The sequence below is a fragment of the Candidatus Babeliales bacterium genome, from assembly GCA_036260945.1.
Taxonomy (GTDB): domain Bacteria; phylum Babelota; class Babeliae; order Babelales; family JACPOV01; genus JACPOV01.
This window is the reverse complement of record DATALT010000002.1, coordinates 647,006-665,785: the sequence shown is the minus strand read 5'-3', so window position 1 is coordinate 665,785 and position 18,780 is coordinate 647,006. Positions and strand designations below refer to the sequence as shown.

The following is an 18,780-nucleotide window of genomic DNA, read 5'->3' as shown; positions in this document are numbered from 1 at the left end:
AAAAAATTCAAAATTATAGCTATTTTTTTTAGTAGTATGTTAGAAGATTGATTGTATTTTCAGAATAAGAAAAGTAGTAGTATTTTAAAAAAAGGCGAGGAGTTATGAAGAATTCTGCCAATTATTTGGCAAAAAGATTATTAATCGTTGCATTAATTTTTATATCAAAGACATTAGTTGCCGCGCCATGCGCCACAACAGTCAATTGGCATAATCTGAGTGACGGACCTGGCGGATTTAGCGCAGGTGTCACTTCCGACGTGACCGATCAAAATATTGATGTTATTGGAACCAACGCACTGGTTAATGGTATTCATGTTCAAGCTATTACGTGCGATATCTCTATTACTGTAACGAATGGTGATGCTGTTATTACCGGTTCAGGAAATCGTTCGGATGGTGTTCCAACCAATCCAGCTCGTTTGTATCTTTATGCAGCAACTGGGCACTCAATTACCTTCTCTTTAACAAATGATCTTCTTTTTAGAGGAACAGCAAACGGAGCAACACTCCTTGACCTATTGGTGACTGTTTCAGGCGGTGGTACTGTTAACTTCTTTATAGAAGGAACCAAGCACGTTGCATTCAGTTCGATTCCAACAAGTGGTGGAACGAAATTCTTTGTTGCGATGCAAAATGGTGCGAGCCCTACAGTTCTCTTTAGCAGATTCCAACCACTTGGTTCATTAGGTGCGGTAGATCTTGCTGGTAATGTTGAAGTTCAAGTTGGACCACGCTCAATTATGAGCTATATGGCAGTAACGCCAATCGCTGCAGGTGGTGCAACAGAAACATCGCTTATCAAATTTGATCCATCTAATACAGGTTCTGGATTAATGATACTTCGTTTGCTCAATGGTGCTAACGTTGATATCATGGGCCATCAACTGACTGCAATAGGTGGGTTGAATAATCCAAACATTCTCATATCGGATATAAATCTAGCAGTTCCTGCTGGTGGCAATGCACATTTTATTATACAGAATGCAAATAGTGGTGCTGGAACGCCGGCTTGTTTAACGGTGATCAACCAAAATAACATCTTGACTAATTATGTACAGGATCCGTTCTGCGATGGACAATTTTTAGTAACCGGTACTCAAACAGGATTCATTCTTGGTGCAAACGCTGAACTTGAATTGCAAAATATTACCTATTTAAATTATATAGGTACAACAACGAACGCAGTTCCTCAAGTATTCACACCTTTTAATAATCTTCAGCCATTAATTCAGACGGCCATATTGAATGGCGAAGCATCTGGTCCTGAAGATTTTATCAAGTTCCGCAATCCATCAGCGTTTATTGTTGATGGTTTCCAGAACGCAAACGCAATCCCTGCGCTGATCAAAATGGACGGTTCTTCTGCAATCTATTTCAGATCTGGTTGCGATAATCTTGGTAGCTATACTGAGTTCGTGTCAGTCGGTGGTTCGCTCGTACTTTCGTTTACGATCGATCCGCTTGAAAGAACACCCGGAGTCGGTAATTTAGTCTTTGACGTTGAAGGCTTGTTGAATGCGAATGGGGACCCGCTTGGAAATAACGGCTTAAACGTTCTTTCATTAGCGGTTACGAAATCTGGATGCCCCGTATTTGTAGAGGGGACTGAGACGCAATTTCCAATGCGCACTTTTGCTCTGAACGCAGATGGTTCATACCAGCATTATAATAGTGCTGGATGGATTATTAATAACCGTATGAACATTGGGAATGCATCGATTATGCATACTGATGTTAATCATATCGTTCTTGAGCGAGATAATTTAGGACGTTGCGATTTAAATTCTGAACCAACCTACATTGGTGGTGAAACATTCGTTCTTTGCAATCCAGTTGGCCAACAGCGTCCAACAATTGCATTATATGATGCGTTCATTCGTTTCAACACGAGCGCAGGATTTACTGGCGTTGATATTCGTGTGCCAAACGATCCGATAAATCCGGGTGGCAACGTAAGTGAATTCCTGTTTTATGCAAACGGTCGTGCAATTGATAATGCCTACGGTCGTTATGTAATCTTGGGAACCAATTTAGGATCTCTATCAGCAGCTGGGCAATTAATTGATAAAGATGCGCATCTTGATATATTTCAAGAAAACGCACAAGCGGTTGCAAGTCTTCACAAATTGCTTCTAGATGTCAGCTACAATTCATCATGCATTACGCAAGGAATTACGGGAAACATAACTGGTCAATTCTCTGTTCACACTATTTTCTTGGGCAACAATAGTAATATTTCAATCGGTACCGACGGGGCAGTGGGAACAAGTACGCAAGGAATTCCGTTTGCGTTGGTAACGACTCCTTCGCTCGTTATTGTTGGTGATTATTTATCATTTGAAACCCATGGCGGATCTCTTGGTCTTCCTGAAACAAGCGGTACAACAGGCCAGGGCGGAATATTTGTCGATGCAAATGGAACAATTACTATCAACCGTTTGGCTATAGCAAACTTCTCAACGATGGTTGTTCGTAGCAGAAACGGCGTGATTGATCTTCCAGAAAATCAAGTGAATTTCCGTAATCGCGTTGGTATTACGCAATGGAATATTAATTTAACACCGCCAAACTCTCCGATCTTAATTCCAGCAGGCCAATTCTTATCAGATTTCACGATGGATTGGGGTGCTGTCACTAAGGATTATACCGGTACACCAAGCTTCGTTCCGTATGAACCAGTATTTACGCCAAGTGCATGTTTCTGCCCACCGGTAACCGCTGCAAACTTACAATCGCTGCCGACGGTACAAGGTACTGTTGATCAGTTCCAAATCAAACGTTCACGCATTGGTGATCAAGCGCATTTACTATGCGATGGTGGCAATATTCGTGAATTGGTGTTCTTGCTTGGTTGCAATACGGCAGAAGCTCCCGTTGCATTCATCGTAGTGCAAAACGAGGGTGTTGTTGGATTGAACACGGTGCACCGCAATCTTGATTCCGATTCTGCACAAATTGTTCTTGGTATTAACGGCGTGCAACTATGCGCTAATGGCAGTGGCACCTTTGAGATTAATGAAGATGTTATAATTAATAACGTATGCCATATTATGCCAGGTCCAAATTTTGGTATCGGATCTCCGCAAACATTACGCTTCCATTCTCAGGATCCTAAAGAGATTCGAGTACTTAATACTGGTGTACTTGATCTTTCACAATTCACTCTTCCTACGCAAAATATCGAATTTGCAGGTAATTTAAGCTTAGTATTTGAACCTGGTGCTCGCATGATTCTTGGCGGCGGTACCGTCGTTTTCAATGATAACTCGTCGCTTGCTCTTGAACGCGTATTTAACGTAGGCCTTGAAGCGGGATTATCAGTTTCAGATCTTGATTCAATTCGTGTGAAATTAATTGGTAATGGTACGATCGTGATGAACGATGCATCAAGTTTTGTTGTGCCAAACGATACGTTCTTTGGTGTTGAAACAGATCCAACATGTACGAACTTCACAAACATTAATCTAATTCTACAAGATCGAGCGCGATTTGAAATAGGTAACGATAGTCTTGAAGGTGGTGCTTTCCAAGTCGGCAATACGCTTGTCACGCCAGGAGCTTCGGTTAATTTTGGTTTAACCATTAATGGCAACGGCTCATTATTTCAAATCAATCGTCAGGGGTTCTTTGGTCTTGGCGTTGGCATCGTAGATAAAACGAGCACCTTCCCAAATAATTGGGTGGTTGGTTGTTTAGCAAACGTTGGTAACGTAAGCATAAACATTCAAGAAGGTATTTTCCGCCATCGCCAAATATTCTCAGGAAACTTCAATCTTGCATCGCTCCTAGCAATTGGGCCTGCTGACTCTTACACCTTTAACTTCGATCCTGTTGTTTCAAATATTCAAGGTGGCGCTAATATGATTCTTATGCAGAATTGTTTAGGCGTTGAGGAAAGAATTCAATTTAGCAATGCATTTACGGGCAAAGCGGGTGAGTTCTTTGATAAGTTGATGACCTCTCAGGCAGATTCCTTCCTCGTTCCTGTCGATCAAATGAGGCCAATTATCGCTAAGTTGATGGAAATCTTGATGCAAGGTGAAACGATTTCAACAGATCAAGAATTCTTCAAAACAGGACGAGCGCTCTTTGATGCATATGCTCCTAAACGTTCAGGATCATTTGATTCACCAGCTGAACCATTCATGAACGATCTGCGCACGATCCTTCGCGGGCCAAGTTTAGGTGTCACATTAAATCCGACAGTGACCACATTCAACGGCGTCGTGAACAGCAGTTTAACGGTTGGTATGTTCTCATCAAAAGATATTCTGAATGATGCTACTCAGCCTCCGCAACCTACAGCAGTTACTCCGTTAGCCTTGTATACCTATTTGGCAACAAGAGAAATAGATTCATATGCGTCGCCCAAAGCAAACTGTGCAATGACGAATCTCAATGTATTTACTGTTGCGTATGTTCATAATAATGTTATCAACCGTACACCATATACGCGCGTTTTAGGCGGTACTTCTGCAGATCCAAGGGGCTATGAATATTCAGTTAATCGTGGCGCTGTCCACCTGAACGTTGATGATGCGACAAGTGATATAAACATAGTCACAGAAATACGTGGATCGTAATGACGCTGTTTAAAGTTACAAGGTTAGATGATTATATGTTTAAAGGAGTAGAATGAAGAGAAACCAGATGACAAAGCACCTCCTAGTGGGGGTGCTTATTGGAATGTCAGTATTTGCGGAGATTGGTGCGCGGGAAATTAGAAATCCTTTGCCATTATGGTGGGGATACTGGCATTATCCACAGCCTCGTCCTAAAGATATGGAGAGCTGCTGGAATATAGATACTTGGGGCGCAGCTTATTATCGATCAGCACAAAATATGTTTCGCAATAGCGAAACAACTAAAACAGAAAATCTTGATGCTGCTTTTTTTGGACTTGAAGATTTTCTAGGTATTAATGCTTTCCCAGCTGGTGAGATTGACCCTTTAAATCCCTTCCTGCAATTTTCAACAATCAGCCCTCGTATTTCTTATAACGAGCGAGGCGCGTTTTTTGGCATAACGGTCGATACCGTTTGTGGATGTGATAATGAATGGCACATTGGATTACGCGCTACTATTCCATATCGCGACATTGAAATGGAACTTGATAGTTGCTGTGCAGATTTAGAAGACGGTTCACTTGATAAAGTGTGTCGAATGGAACGTGAGCAAGTGCTTTCAGAAGGAGGTATTTCCCCTCTAGTGCAGGTAATAGAAGATGCTTTTGCGTATCGTTTGGATTTCTTAGCAAGTTTGCGCTTAACGGCAAATGCCCCCCAAGAGCCCCTTATTAAATTCCAGCAACCAATTCTCATGAACCAGAATAATGTTACGCAAATTAATATGGTTCCCTACCCAGTAAACGTTATAGCAAAAGATGTGGGTACTGTTCCAACTGCTCCTTTTACTATTAATAAAGCTGTGGCTGCCGGGTTGCCGAATCTTGCAGCTGATGGTTCAGGATTGGCAACCAATTCGCGTGCTCATTTTGATAATGGTATTAATTATGCTCCTCTTGGTGCTAATCTTGCGAATCAAAGACGTTTGTGGGTACTACCTACTGCTGCGGTGACTGGTGGCGTTTTTGATATTGCTGATGATGCGAGAAATATTCAAACCGCGATAAAAGCAATTATTAAAGGTTTACCAAATAGTTCAGCGCTACAATTCTTCCAAGGGTTTGGTTTTGATTTTAATACACAACAAACAACGGGTCCCGGCGACCTTAACCTTGAGCTTTATTTCCAGCGTTACTGGTGCGACTTCTTTGCAGAAGGTTTGTTAGGCGTACGTGCGCCAACGGGCAAAAAAATTAAAAATCCAAAATTGCTTCTCCAACAACCAACTGGAAATAATGGGCATTGGGAACCATATCTTGGTTTTATTGCAGGATGGGAAGGGCTTGATTGGCTTCATATTAAAGGTGATGGTCGCTATTATTATGTTGCCCCTTCTCGCGAGGCGATTGCTGCTACATTTAAAGGATCAACTGTTAAAGGTCTCGGGCCTACCGTTGATGCCGATATTTCATGGCAATATTTTGTTGGCGATGTAGATTTTACCTTCCTGCCAGTTTGCAATCCGCGTGTTGGGCTTGATCTTGGTTATCAAGTATACGTAAAAGGCCATGATCATGTTAATTTTGCCATCGGCCAGCTTATTGATTTCCTTGGTAATCCAGCATTGCTCGATCCAGCGGTTGCAGAAAATCGTACAAGTGTTGTTGCTCATCGAGCTCGCGTTGAGATTTTCCATCAAAGTGATTATGCAGAAATCTTTGGTGGTTGGATGCATACGTTTGCTGGAAAAAACTCTATGAAGGATACCGATTGGTACCTTGGTATGATGATTTACTTTTAAACCCAAAAAACGGGCTTTTCAGCCCTTGGTTTTTTGGACCACAATAACGACAACGGTGCCCCGCGATGAAAGTCGCGGGGTTTGTCTTTTTGCCTAAATATTCTTTTTCCATTACGATGATCATAAAAAGAATACTTTTGTTATTAGGTGTTTTCTCATGGCGCATCGCGATCATTTTTATGTTACTACCCCCATTTATTATGTTACTGCAAAGCCTCACTTGGGCTCGCTTTATTCTACCTTGATTGCCGATGTCGCTGCGCGTTGGCAAAAACTGCAAGGTAAAAAAACATTTTTTTTAACCGGCACCGACGAGCATGGGCAAAAAATCGCACAAGCTGCTGAATCGGCTGGTAAAGATCCTAAAACGTTCGTCGATCATTTTGTTCCTGCGTATAAAACCGTGTGGAATGAATATGAGATAGGGTACGATTATTTTGTACGCACCACCGATCATAATCATATTCTCGCCGTGCAAAAATGGATACGCAAACTACGCGATCAAGGTGATATTTATAAATCGGTTTATACCGGTTGGTATTGCACTTCGGATGAAGCATTCGTGACCGAAAAAGAGGACGAAGTTCATACAGGAGCTCCGCTGTGCCCATCATGCGGCAGGGAAACAAATTATATTTCTGAAGAAAGTTACTTTTTTAAACTATCCGCCTATCAAGAAACGTTGCTTCAATTCTATAAATCGCATCCCCATTTTATTACGCCCAAAGAACGTTTAAACGAAGTTATTAGTTTTGTGCAATCTGGTTTAAAAGATCTGAGTATTTCGCGCACCACCGTTAAATGGGGTATTCCATTTCCGGATGATGAAAAACATGTTGTCTACGTGTGGGCCGATGCACTTAATAATTATATAACCGCTATCGGATGGGGCCAAGGAGAACAGCGTGAAGAACAATTTAATCAATGGTGGCCTGCAGATCTTCAAGTGATGGGAAAAGATATCATTCGTTTTCATGCAGTTTATTGGCCAGCATTCTTGATGGCAAGCGGTTTGCAACTGCCAAAAACGTTGCTCGTGCACGGATGGATAAAAGTTGGTGACCAAAAAATGTCCAAATCGCTTGGCAATGTGGTCGATCCTCAAGTGCTTTATCAAAAATATGGTGCTGATCAGGTGCGCTACTATTTGATGCGCCATCTGGCGGTAACGCAAGATTCTCCCTTTCATATTGAAGATTTGGAAAAAGCAATCGGAAGTGAACTTGCAAACGATTTAGGAAATTTACTCAATCGCGTTATTGTTCTTGCACACAAATATCAATTAACGGAAGTTGGCCCGCACGAAGTGCTTGCCGAACAGGCGCTTGCGCTGCGCAACGATTGCTGGGATATGATTGAAGAATATTCGCAGCAAATGAACGAATATATGATGCATATTGCGCTGGGCCGTTTGTGGCGCTTTATCAACCAAGTAAATAGTTATTTCCATGCAAATGAACCGTGGAAATTAGCAAAAAAAGATCCTAAATTATTTGAGCAAGTAATCTCTGCAACGTGCCATAGTTTGCATACAATCGCTCTTTTGCTGTGGCCGGTGATGCCAAAAAAAATGGAAGAACTTTTAAATGCGCTCAGCGTTCAATGGCAATTAGCACCACAGCATAATATTGTTGAGCAGTTAAAAACAAGCCGTTGGAATCATACCTTTATATTGCAACCATCCACGAAAAGTTTATTTGAAAAACCGGAGATTATTGTGAAAGAAGAACCAGCTGAAAAAACGGCGAATAACCCCGAAAACGGCAAACAGGCCGTTGTTGCGGGGACCCCGAATAATAATATGAATTACATAGCAATTGATGATTTTACAAAAGTTGAGTTAATTGTCGGAACGGTCGTCGAATGCGCGACGGTTGAAAAATCTGATAAATTATATCGCCTGCAAATTGATTTTGGTGATAAGGGTACGCGCCAGATTTTATCCGGTGTGCGCCAATCATTTTCTCCTGATGAGCTTATTGGCAAACAAGGTATCTTTGTATTTAATTTAAAGCCGCGTGCAATGGTTGGTTTCGAGTCGAATGGCATGATGCTATTTGCAAAAGATGAGAACGGCAAAGCTATAATGGCGACCGTTGGCCATCGCGTGCCGAACGGAACAAAAATTACATGATCGAAAAAATTAGGCGGTACGTAAAGAAAGCATATAAACTCGGGCCAAGAAAATCGGCTGAACTTTTTGCCGCTCGTGTTGTGCGTGAAATCTATCAGCGTGCTCAGAAAAAAAAAGCGCTGAATCGTGAACTTGGTCATTCATGGCAATCGATCGCAGAAAAAAACAATTACGCGGAATCGTTTGAAATTTTTTTTGCGCATGCAGCTGCACAGCTTCAATTAGATGATTCTCAGATATTTATTAATGATATTGATCCTCGAGAACTACAAAACTGCGCAAGCAATTTTTCTCATAATTGTTTTGATCTTTTAGGATCAGGAAAACAATGTTTTACCAAAATTCCTTGGCGTAGCGATTTTCGGTGCGCTTTACAAAATGATGATCACGAATTTCCATTAATCTACTACAAAGACATTCTTATCAATGTTGGCCAAGATGACCAACAAAAAAAAGATATTAAAGTTCCATGGGAACTATCACGCTTTCAGCATTTTGCCACCATTGGAAAAGCATATGAATTAACACCCGATGAAAAGTATGCACAAACATTTCAAGATCAGATCAATGATTGGCTAGAAAATAATCCAGTTCTTTTAGGGCCTAATTGGGTATGCCCCATGGATGTTGCTATTCGAGCAATTAATTGGATATGGGCATTTCATTATTTCAAAGATTCAAAAATTATTTCTCTCGTATTTTGGCAGAAATTTATCGGTTCGCTTTATGATCATTTCGATTATTTAGAGCATCATTGGGAAGTATATGATTCGCGCACTTCCAATCATTATTTTTCAGATTTGATTGGTTATTTTTATCTTTGTTATTTTTTTAAACCGTTTGGCAAACCCGTTCAAAAGAAAGCTGAGTGGTGTTTCCAAGAATGTTTACGCGAATTTGATAAACAAGTTTTTGATGAAGGAACCGATTACGAAGGTTCAACTTGTTATCACAAATTAATTGCAGAAATTATTCATCATATTTTTTTTGTTTCTGAATTGTTTGGTTTCGAAATTCAAGATGTACAAAAAAGCAAATTCGAGCGTATGATCGAATTTGTTAACTGGTGCAGTTTTGTGCCAGATCAACTAGTTCAAATTGGTGATAACGATTCTGGAAAAATTGTAAGCGGGCAATTGCCGCTTTTAAAAAAAAATAATGCACAAACTCTTATGCATTATAAAAATTTCGGCATTTCGATTTTTAAAAAGGATCGAGTTCATATCACGCTGCGGCATCATGCTTACCAAAATCGGCAACCTTCTGGCCATCATCATAACGATGTAGGAAGTTTTACACTTGCGATTGATGGCGTGCCCGTTTTTGTCGACCCTGGAAGTTATATCTACACGCCTTCAGCTTTTCTGAGAAATAAATTCCGCTCAGCGCAGATGCATAACACTTTTGGCATCGCAGGAAAAGAACCAGTCGCACTCGATAATCGCTTGTTCACTTTAGATTTACCTGAAAATATTCATAGTGAGAAAAATGAGTTGCATACATTTCATGATCTGTATGCACCGCTGCGTGCGAACAGAAAAATTGATGTTCATGAAAATGAGATTCTCATAACCGATTGGTGGCAATCTCTGAGCGATGAAAGCGGCGAACAAATCCCAACGATATGGAATTTTATCCTGGCTCCAGAAATCGCACCAGTGCAGGAACAAAATTCGTTAGTATTTTATCGCCATGATAAAACTCTTGGGCGTTTTATCCTCCCTCATTCATTTACGCTTGTTGATGATTTTTTTTCGCCCTCCTATGGCACAAAAATTGCTACCACGCGCATTATGATGCAATCAAACAAAGAACTTAATGAAATTTCTTTATGTGCTTTTCGTTATTCCAAAAATTAATTTTTTTTATCTTCCAGTTGTTTAGCATAAAGTTCTAATAATTTTTTTGGATCGTGTGGAATGGAGGATATATTAATCGTGCCATCGAGTCCATTGGTGAAAATACGCATCTGCTTGGAGTCGAACGCTAATAATTCATGATTTTGTTTCTCAATTTTTTGAAAACAATTTGCTGTTTCGAGATTCCAAATGCGGACTGTTTTATCGTAACTGCTGGAAATTAAGCACTGTGTTTCAGGGCATATGATAAGAGAATAAGTATTTCCCGTATGGCCCTCGAATGTACTTGTAATCGCCTTTTTTCTTTTATCCATAACAATAATTTTTCTACCAGCAGTTCCAATAATAAAATTTTCATTCGGATGGCTTGTTAGGCATTTAAAAGGTGTTGGGATATCTTTAGATTTTGTTCCCCAGTAGTTAGTTAGTGTTCCTGCTTTGCTATCCCAAAAATGTAGACCGAGATCATGTGCTATATATATTCCGTTTTTTTCAAAGATAAATGAATTGGGAAATCCGGCAAGTACGGGAACAGTAGCTTTTTTTTGCCATGTTATCTGATCCCAAAGATGTACAAATTTATCATGACCGCCTGCCGCAAAGGTTTCGCTCGTGCCATCAACTCCCAATGAAGAAACGCAGCGTCGAGTAGAGTGTTGAAGGCTTTTTGCTTTAGAGCCATTTATATTCCAGACGTTAATGACTCCATGATAGCCAGCCGTTATAATCTGCTTGTTTTTTTCGTCGAAGAGTGCCGTCTTAATAATTGATTGGTTGTTAATTGGTATGTCAGCTTTTCCAGTTTTTGCATCATGCAACGTTATTTGATCATTGCTACACAAAATTAATTTATCGTTTGATTGGTCGTATGAAAGACTTTTCAACGTATTATCGCTAACGGCAGGAACTTGATTTAATTCAAACGGCGTTTTGCCAAAAATCTTTGGCATCAAATCGCCCGTTATTTGATCTCGTAATTCAGGAATATGCAGTGGGAATTCTTTTTGCGAAAGAACCTCAGAAGGATTTTTTAAATGTTTTTTTCTCTTATGATAGCTGTTGCGTGTTGCAGTAGTTCTTGTGTATTGCCTCTAGAATGCTTGATTGCCTCATCGGCATCCATTTCTTGTTTTACTAAGCGGATGCTTGCGCGTAATAATGCTTTGTATAAAGCATCTACTTCCCATTGATCAGCCTTATGCAAAATGCCCATAATATTTTCATGAATATTAGGAATGGCAAGTATTTCCTTAAGCAGAGATTCTTCTCTTGAGATTTCTGGAACTTCGCAGAATTTCCCCAAAAGATGTGCAAAGATTTTTGCACTTGCAGGTTCTATATCATCGCACACTATTTTATCTTGATAGGTTTCTTTCATCCCATTTTCTGAAGCAGCGCGCAAATATTTAAATGTATTGACGACCGATCTTTTAAGCTCGACTTTAGAGCCATCTTGTAAAATAAGCAAAAAAGGCTTTTCTGGGGTTGGTTTTTCCATTGAATATACCGCAGATGCAAACATGCCGGTAATTATGAGTAGAATTGCCCTATTTTTCATAGCCGCTCCTTTATGGGTTTCCGTCATTCAGCGGCGAGCATAGCAGAGTACATTATGGTTTATAAATCAAAATATACGGCAATAATTATAGCTCGCTATAATTAACTCAAAAACTTATTCAAATTGACAATTTTGACGAATTTAACATACTTAGAATAAGCTTTTATATTTTATTGAGGTTATAAAAATGAAAAAAAATCAATTACTATTGCTTTCGGCAATTGCAATATTTTCGGCACATGCAATGGAAGAGGGCAATAAAAACTTTAAATCATTTTTAGCGGGTATAAAAAAGGCATCCAACAATAATAATGATAGATTGCATGGCAATCGAATCGGATCATCATTGGTCACTTTCCCAAATTCTTTCATTATTCAGTGTGCAGACCAAAAAATTATTCTTCCTTCAACCCCAAAAAATGAAAAAATTGCCACGGCATTACGAACTGAGTCACGAACACTCAAGAATATGGTCGATGATAAAATCCTTGAAGGTGTTAAGGAAATTCCTCTTGAATTGATTACTGCTCAAGATGCAGAAAATTTCTTAAAATATCTGCCATTGAATGATGATGAATTACATAAAAAACTCAAAAATTGCGATTTCGATCAGATGGCTGGAGTTATAAAAACAAGTAATTTTCTTGATATTAAAAGAATACTGGATGCAACAGTTTATGAATTTGCCAGAAAAATTGATTGGTCGATCATCCCCGCTATCGAAAATCAAGCTTTAGAAAGTATGATGAAAAGATTTAAAGATCTGATTACTCCTGACATCTCAAATGAAATTAGCAAGCAATTCCTTTTTGACAAGGGACTGATCTTAAGGTCGGACTATAATGATATGAATAAAATCAATCAAAAACTAGATTCAGATAGTAAGCGGTCTCATAAGGAGAAGAAAAAAGCCGTTTTAGATATGAATGGAAAGGTGCAGATACACGATTGGCATTCTGGTAAACTACAAATTTTTAACCATGAAGTACCCTTTTTTGTTTCAGACACAGCAATAAGCGAAGACGGCACCAAAGCGGTCATTGGTGGCGAGAAAGGATATATTCAAGTTTTGGATTTTGAAAAAAAGATCCTAGTTGGGCCACTTGGTGCTTTTTACAATGATATTATGAGCGTAGCTTTTATTGGAAATAATCTCATTGCTGTGCGTAATCTAAAAGGCGATGTGCGAATTTGGGATATTAAATATACTTTTGAAAGACCGAAGCTTACTTTAGATCAATCTCTTTTTGTGATTAGTGCTGCAAGAAAACATGATAAAGGGTATTCTCAATTAATAATAAAAGACTATCCTTTAATGATTGCTGCGTATAATACATTACCAACTGATATTAAATATGATATTGATCAAAAATTGAAAATAATTACCAAGAAATAATAATTATTATTGAGCAACTATATAAAGGGCGCTTATTTTAAGCGCCCTTTACCATTAATACATTTCCCCAGCTGCCGTGATAAAAACTTTCAGCAACCAGTTCAAATCCATAACTCTCTAGCCATTCTTTTAACTCATTATAAAGCGGCGAGCCTTTATACCGCTCGACGAGATTTGCTTCGGTGTGAATTGCCTTTACCGTTGGCAAAATAGAAGTCGCAGCTTTGAGCGCATTCAATTCCCCGCCTTGCAGATCGAGCCACAAGCAATCGATTTTTTGTATATTATTTTCTTGTGCCCAACTATCTATGGTCGTCGTTGGTACTTCTATCTGCGTAAACTGAATTGGTTTGTCATTAAAATAATCGTGCGGGGCTAAAAGTGAACTTGCGGCATCAATTTTTCCAGTGCTTTCATAAAATGTAGAAATTCCAATGTGATCACTCAATGCTACTTGGTAACAATAGATTGAAGGAATTGCGCAAACGGCGCTTTGGAGTTTTTCATAAAGATGCGGTACCGGTTCAAATGCATGAATCGTGCTTTGCGGCCATTGCGCGTGGAGAGCGAGCGTGTCTTTTCCTTTATGCGCTCCCGCTTCAAGAATTACAGGATTTTCTGGCAGGAACTGCGCAATGAATTCTTTAGTGATGTACCTAAGTTGTATTGGTTTTTGCATGCTGATCAGCATTTTTATTTAAAATGTTTTGGGGCCCCTACGACCCCGGCGCATGCCGGGTGAATGGGGATATCTATTCTGCTTTGTAACCGCAATTTTTGTCAGAACAAATAAGGGTTACATTTCCTTGCTTATCTATTTTTTTAACCAAGAACGGCAATTTGCATTTAGGGCACGGCGTTTCTTCGATATCGCCAAATACCACGAATTTGCATTTAGGATAGTTGCCACATCCCCAGAACGGTTTTCCTTGCCAGATTTTTTTCACCACATCGCCTTTATCAAGCGGGCATTTAAAGTTAGCCTTCGTTTGCTTAATATATTTGCACTCAGGATATCCCGAGCATGCGACGAACGGGCCAAATTTTCCGCTCATTTGACGCAGTGGTTTTCCGCAGTTTGGGCACATTTCATCAAGAAGCTTTGGTGCTTCTTGTTCAATAATTTGAATCGTGCCATCTTCGGTGCGCTTAAAGTTTGCAGTGTATTTGCATTCTGGATATCCCATACATCCCAAGAACGAGCCGGTTTTGCCAACACGTATTGAAAGCTTATGTTTTTTGCACTCGGGGCAGGTGATATCGGTAGGTTCTGCGTGCCGTTTGCCAGCGGTTTGCTCTTTAAAGAGCGCCAAATCTTTTTCAAAACTTTTATAGAATTCACGCAATAATAGATCGCGCTCCAATTTACCTTTTGCGATACGATCAAGATCTTCCTCCATTAAGGCGGTGAACTTGGTATCCATAATATTGGGCAAATTTTCGGTGAGTAATTTAGTAACCGTCATGCCAAGTTCTGTTGGCAAGAAACGTTTTTTTGTATCAAGCTCGGTGTATTCACGCGCACGGATGGTATTTAAAATTGTGGCGTACGTACTTGGGCGGCCAATACCTTCTTTTTCAAGGCCCTTAACGAGCGATGCTTCAGTATAGCGCGCTGGCGGCTGCGTGAAATGCTGCTTTGGTAAAACTTTTTTCAAGTCGACTGGATCTTTTTCTTTTAACTCTTTAGGGATGAACACTTTCTTTTGATCATCCTCTTCCTCTTCTTCCATATAAACTTTTAAAAATCCATCAAATATAAGGGTAGATCCTGTAACCTTGAACGTGAACTCTTTTCCTTGAACAACAACTTGTCGCTGTGCATAAATCGCTGGCTTCATTTGGCACGCAATAAAACGCTTCCAAATAAGTTCATAAAGCGCTGCTTGATCGGCGCTGACAAATTTACGAACATATTCGGGAGTCACGTTTACATCAATAGGGCGAACCGCTTCGTGAGCGTCTTGTGCTTTACCTTTAACAAACACATTTGATTTAGAAGGCAAATATGTGCCGCCAAACGTGTCGTCAATATAAGTACGCGCTTGCTTGAGCGCGGTATCTGAGATTCTGAGCGAGTCGGTTCTCATGTAGGTAATAAGTGCAACGGGCGTTGAAGCATCTTCGAGTGCGATACCTTCATACAGGTTTTGCGCAACTTGCATTGTCTTTTTAACCGAGAAACCGAGCCTATTATAGGCCGCTTGCTGTAACGTACTCGTCATAAATGGAGCGAGTGGTTGGCGCGTGCGTTCTTTATCGGTAATCGATTCGACGATATAAGAATCTTTTTCTAGTTGCTCAACTATTTTCTTAGATTCTTTTTCACTTTTTATATCAATTTTTTTCTTATTTTTATGCGTTAAGCTTGCATTGAATTGTCCGCCTTTATGGCCAAACGTGCCATCGATCGTCCAATATTCTTCCGGCTTGAACGCTCGTATTTCAAGTTCGCGATCGCAAATTAAGCGAAGTGCTACCGATTGTACGCGGCCAGCAGAAAGTCCCTTGGCGATCTTAGACCATAGAATTGGAGATACTTCGTATCCCACCCAGCGATCTAGTACGCGGCGCGCTTGCTGCGCAGCAACTTTTTGCATATCGATCGTAGATGGATGGTCGATAGCATCGGTAATTGCAGGTTTGGTAATTTCGTTAAAGGTGATGCGATAGATGGCCGCCCCTTTTTTTGCTACCTTGGCAATTTCTTGGCCAATATGCCAAGCGATAATTTCACCCTCACGATCAGGGTCAGGCGCTAGATAGATTTCATCGCATTTTGCAGCTTCTTTGCAGATATCGGCGATTACTTTATCCTTATCTTCGATTACTTCGTAATCGATTTCGATCGAACCATTAATCGTTACACCGGTTCTTTTTGGAGGCAAATCCTTAATATGTCCAATAGTGGACATGATTCTAAACTCTTTTCCCAAGAACTTAGAGATCGTTTTAATTTTGGCCGGTGATTCTACAATTAATAGTTTCTTCATGCCTACTTACGCGGTTTGAGGTTCACTAGTCACCTAAAATAGGGTATTTTAAACAAAAGTACAAATAATTGCCGCTTGCATTATTCAATCTGTTCTTTATTTATAGTAAATTAATTATTAAATAAAAGTCAAACGTAATAAAAATTGCACTTTAGAATTATTTTTAGGAGTATAACATGAAAAACGGTATTTTGCACTCGTGGAAAGAATCGGTGATAATTTTTATACCGCGAAACCTAAAAATATTCTTTTTAGCTACTATAAATGCCTTTATTAAGGCCCTTAAGCCATTCTTTCTCTATTTTTTTCCATTCCTTATTATATGGATAGGGTATGATAGCGTTTGCCGCGTGCAAAGTCCAGCATGGTGTTTGCGCCTCTACTATCCGGCATTTTTTATATTCGCACTCATTAACGCTGGCATGATTGCAGCGATCCGGCCTTCAACTGCCAAGAAAGATGGGGCCTATTATAAAGGATTATGGTTTCAACTGATCTGCGCTGCTCTTTTAGATTTTTTATATACCATTTCTATGGGATCATTTTCGTATTCAATATATTCTTTTTTAATTTTGCCGTTCATTGTTATGCCCATCATTACGATGGCCCTCTTTTTTATGCTTGATGCGCCTATGAGCATTTTTTCTATAATAAAATCTTTGAAACGCGCAACTCTTTTTGTTTTTTATAATTATCCATTTTTCATCATTTCAATAGTCGGTTACTTTTTATTATTTGGGTTAATTTTCTTATTATTTGGATTATTACTGCAATTGATGCGCGCTGCAGCATTTTTAATGCCGATCATCCAGCTTATTGGTATCTTTATCCTTATGTGTTGGTTTTCAATTATGTATACTAAACGCGTGTATGAGCAATATGAAATTTATAAATAGTGATGAATAATGAATAAACAGCATATTTTCTTAATGCCGTTAATAATAATCCACTTTTGCCTCGCCGCTTCATCGTCAGAAATGGAAGCTGATATAATGAACCGCGGTCCGTGTATTTCATTATCATTGAGACAAATGCTGAAGGGCCATAGCGGATGGGTTACACAATTGCCAACCTTCAAAGAAGATGAGCAACTTTCTTCAGAAAAAATCCAGTTTCTTAATGAAATTCGATTGCCAAAAAAAGATATACAATTTTATTTATCAATAGCTGCAGAAAACAGAGGACGCTTAATAAATAGAGCTCATTTTAAGAAAAAACGAGATTCCAGAAGCGCTTCGCCAATAATAGAAAGAAATCGTAGCCAGTCTCCTCCTCGTTCCGGTAATAAAAATAGTGGCCATTGAAATCATTAAGAGGAATGGAATAATGAAAATTATAATATTAACAGCAATAATGGCTCATTTGAGCATGGAACTAGCTGCAGCTCGCGTTTCAACGCTTAAGGATGCTATGAAAACCATTTGTAATGAGCCGCTGCCGGAATCAAAAGAGGAAAACACTCTTTTAGGAATCACCAACAGGAATGGATTAAGCATTGTTTTTATTCCCTATTCCCAAACCCCAAAAAATTCAATTGTTACTAATCCAAAGGAAGATCAAACTACAAACCATGTTGGCAAATGCATGACTCTGATAGCTCAATCGCCAACTATGGATCCATCGGTGGCCTGTTATATCTTTAAAAGAAGAGCTGAAGGCGCACGTATCATCGAGCCTCAAAAAAATTGGGAAAAATTAATTTACGCCGCACATTTGATTGTAAATTATGGGGTTTTGCCAGTTGAACAAGCGCGCCGCTTTATAGGGCATACTAAAGACATTCAATCCCATGCTTTTGATTTGCCAGAATCGCAAAATCCCTCTAAGAAAGAATTATTAATAAATAAAAAATTGGCATTAATGCTCGCGGTTAACAAAAATAAATCTAATTATCAGCTGCGCAAGGAAAAGATTTATTCCAAAAATAGCAAAAGAACTGCAGGCAAAAAATACGCGGCGCATAATTTTCACTAATCAAGAAAAAGAGCGTGCAATAATCTTTTTTTCTAGTCGCAGCACCCACCCTAAAGTGTTTGGCCTATCTTAGAAAGAAATCGTAGCAAGTCTCCTGCTCGTTCTGGTACAAAAAGGTAGTGGTCACTGAAATCACTAAGGAGAATAGAATGATGAAAATTATAATGCTAACAGCACTACTGACGGCTCATTTGAGTATGGAACTATCAGCAGTTCGCGTTGCAGCGCTTCAGGACTGTTTAGAAAACATAAACAAAAAGCCGGCAGGCGCAAATAAAAAAGCAGATCTTGGAAAACACGTTCTTAAGAATGCATCAAAAATGGTTTATTTTTCTACTCCTCAAGTTTCAAAGGTGCCTGCGCCTCAAATGGGGCAAAAGACTCTTAAGAAAATAATCATTGGTAATGAGTGATATAAAATCAAGTTTAACTAATTGTTGGCAGCGTTTTGCATAATCGGCCATATCGCGGTACAATCAGAAAAAATAGTTGCGCAA

Annotated in this window: 13 protein-coding genes; 9 read left to right on the top strand and 4 right to left on the bottom strand. The window is 39.5% G+C overall.

The features are described from left to right. Positions 1-104: 104 nt before the first annotated feature. The 4 genes from VHO47_03945 (at position 105) to VHO47_03930 (ending at position 10,362) form a co-directional block, all read left to right on the top strand. Positions 105-4,586 carry a hypothetical protein gene (locus tag VHO47_03945; GenBank protein HEX2978242.1) on the top strand — a complete coding sequence of 1,494 codons (4,482 nt, stop codon included), beginning with the start codon at positions 105-107 and terminating at the stop codon, positions 4,584-4,586. A gap of 52 nt (positions 4,587-4,638) precedes the next feature. Beyond that, a complete protein-coding gene (locus VHO47_03940; protein HEX2978241.1) occupies positions 4,639-6,369 on the top strand; it encodes a hypothetical protein in 1,731 nt (576 codons plus the stop codon). 97 nt (positions 6,370-6,466) lie between these two features. After that, positions 6,467-8,503, top strand: a complete 2,037-nt coding sequence (gene metG, locus VHO47_03935; protein HEX2978240.1) for a methionine--tRNA ligase — start codon at positions 6,467-6,469, stop codon at positions 8,501-8,503. Further along, positions 8,500-10,362 carry a heparinase II/III family protein gene (locus VHO47_03930; protein ID HEX2978239.1) on the top strand — a complete coding sequence of 621 codons (1,863 nt, stop codon included), beginning with the start codon at positions 8,500-8,502 and terminating at the stop codon, positions 10,360-10,362. The genes metG and VHO47_03930 overlap by 4 nt, the downstream gene beginning before the upstream one ends. On the opposite strand, the gene VHO47_03925 is transcribed toward VHO47_03930, so the two are convergent. Both VHO47_03925 and VHO47_03920 read right to left on the bottom strand, forming a co-directional pair. After that, complete coding sequence (locus tag VHO47_03925; GenBank protein HEX2978238.1) at positions 10,359-11,312, bottom strand: hypothetical protein; 954 nt, start codon at positions 11,310-11,312, stop codon at positions 10,359-10,361. The genes VHO47_03930 and VHO47_03925 overlap by 4 nt on opposite strands. An 80-nt stretch (positions 11,313-11,392) precedes the next feature. Next, positions 11,393-11,920 carry a hypothetical protein gene (locus tag VHO47_03920; protein HEX2978237.1) on the bottom strand — a complete coding sequence of 176 codons (528 nt, stop codon included), beginning with the start codon at positions 11,918-11,920 and terminating at the stop codon, positions 11,393-11,395. A 187-nt stretch (positions 11,921-12,107) separates the two neighbouring features. Between VHO47_03920 and VHO47_03915 the strand changes: the two genes are divergently transcribed. Then, entirely contained in the window at positions 12,108-13,316 is a 1,209-nt protein-coding gene (locus VHO47_03915; GenBank protein HEX2978236.1) for a hypothetical protein, read from the top strand. Positions 13,317-13,353: 37 nt separating this feature from the next. Here the strand turns inward: VHO47_03915 and VHO47_03910 are convergent, their stop codons facing one another. Next, positions 13,354-13,995: an FkbM family methyltransferase gene (locus tag VHO47_03910; GenBank protein ID HEX2978235.1), complete on the bottom strand. Its 642-nt coding sequence runs from the start codon at positions 13,993-13,995 to the stop codon at positions 13,354-13,356. A 73-nt stretch (positions 13,996-14,068) separates the two neighbouring features. Beyond that, positions 14,069-16,309, bottom strand: a complete 2,241-nt coding sequence (topA, locus tag VHO47_03905; protein HEX2978234.1) for a type I DNA topoisomerase — start codon at positions 16,307-16,309, stop codon at positions 14,069-14,071. Positions 16,310-16,485: 176 nt separating this feature from the next. Between topA and VHO47_03900 the strand changes: the two genes are divergently transcribed. From VHO47_03900 to VHO47_03885, 4 genes are all read left to right on the top strand, one after another. Further along, positions 16,486-17,205, top strand: coding sequence for a hypothetical protein (locus tag VHO47_03900; protein HEX2978233.1), 720 nt, complete (start codon positions 16,486-16,488; stop codon positions 17,203-17,205). Positions 17,206-17,214: 9 nt separating this feature from the next. Then, positions 17,215-17,613 (top strand): hypothetical protein, encoded by a 399-nt coding sequence (locus VHO47_03895; protein ID HEX2978232.1) that lies wholly within the window; start codon positions 17,215-17,217, stop codon positions 17,611-17,613. Between the two features lie 22 nt (positions 17,614-17,635). Beyond that, positions 17,636-18,283: a hypothetical protein gene (locus VHO47_03890; GenBank protein ID HEX2978231.1), complete on the top strand. Its 648-nt coding sequence runs from the start codon at positions 17,636-17,638 to the stop codon at positions 18,281-18,283. Positions 18,284-18,432: 149 nt separating this feature from the next. Continuing rightward, positions 18,433-18,696: a hypothetical protein gene (locus VHO47_03885; protein HEX2978230.1), complete on the top strand. Its 264-nt coding sequence runs from the start codon at positions 18,433-18,435 to the stop codon at positions 18,694-18,696. Positions 18,697-18,780: the final 84 nt, after the last annotated feature.

Coding starts and splice junctions, on each gene's coding strand:
- VHO47_03930 (HEX2978239.1), top strand. CDS start 8,500: ATGATCGAAAAAATTAGGCGGTACGTAAAGAAAGCATATAAACTCGGG.
- VHO47_03910 (HEX2978235.1), bottom strand. CDS start 13,995: ATGCAAAAACCAATACAACTTAGGTACATCACTAAAGAATTCATTGCG.
- VHO47_03945 (HEX2978242.1), top strand. CDS start 105: ATGAAGAATTCTGCCAATTATTTGGCAAAAAGATTATTAATCGTTGCA.
- topA (HEX2978234.1), bottom strand. CDS start 16,309: ATGAAGAAACTATTAATTGTAGAATCACCGGCCAAAATTAAAACGATC.
- VHO47_03925 (HEX2978238.1), bottom strand. CDS start 11,312: ATGCCAAAGATTTTTGGCAAAACGCCGTTTGAATTAAATCAAGTTCCT.
- VHO47_03895 (HEX2978232.1), top strand. CDS start 17,215: ATGAATAAACAGCATATTTTCTTAATGCCGTTAATAATAATCCACTTT.
- VHO47_03885 (HEX2978230.1), top strand. CDS start 18,433: ATGATGAAAATTATAATGCTAACAGCACTACTGACGGCTCATTTGAGT.
- VHO47_03915 (HEX2978236.1), top strand. CDS start 12,108: ATGAAAAAAAATCAATTACTATTGCTTTCGGCAATTGCAATATTTTCG.
- VHO47_03900 (HEX2978233.1), top strand. CDS start 16,486: ATGAAAAACGGTATTTTGCACTCGTGGAAAGAATCGGTGATAATTTTT.
- VHO47_03920 (HEX2978237.1), bottom strand. CDS start 11,920: ATGAAAAATAGGGCAATTCTACTCATAATTACCGGCATGTTTGCATCT.
- VHO47_03940 (HEX2978241.1), top strand. CDS start 4,639: ATGAAGAGAAACCAGATGACAAAGCACCTCCTAGTGGGGGTGCTTATT.
- VHO47_03890 (HEX2978231.1), top strand. CDS start 17,636: ATGAAAATTATAATATTAACAGCAATAATGGCTCATTTGAGCATGGAA.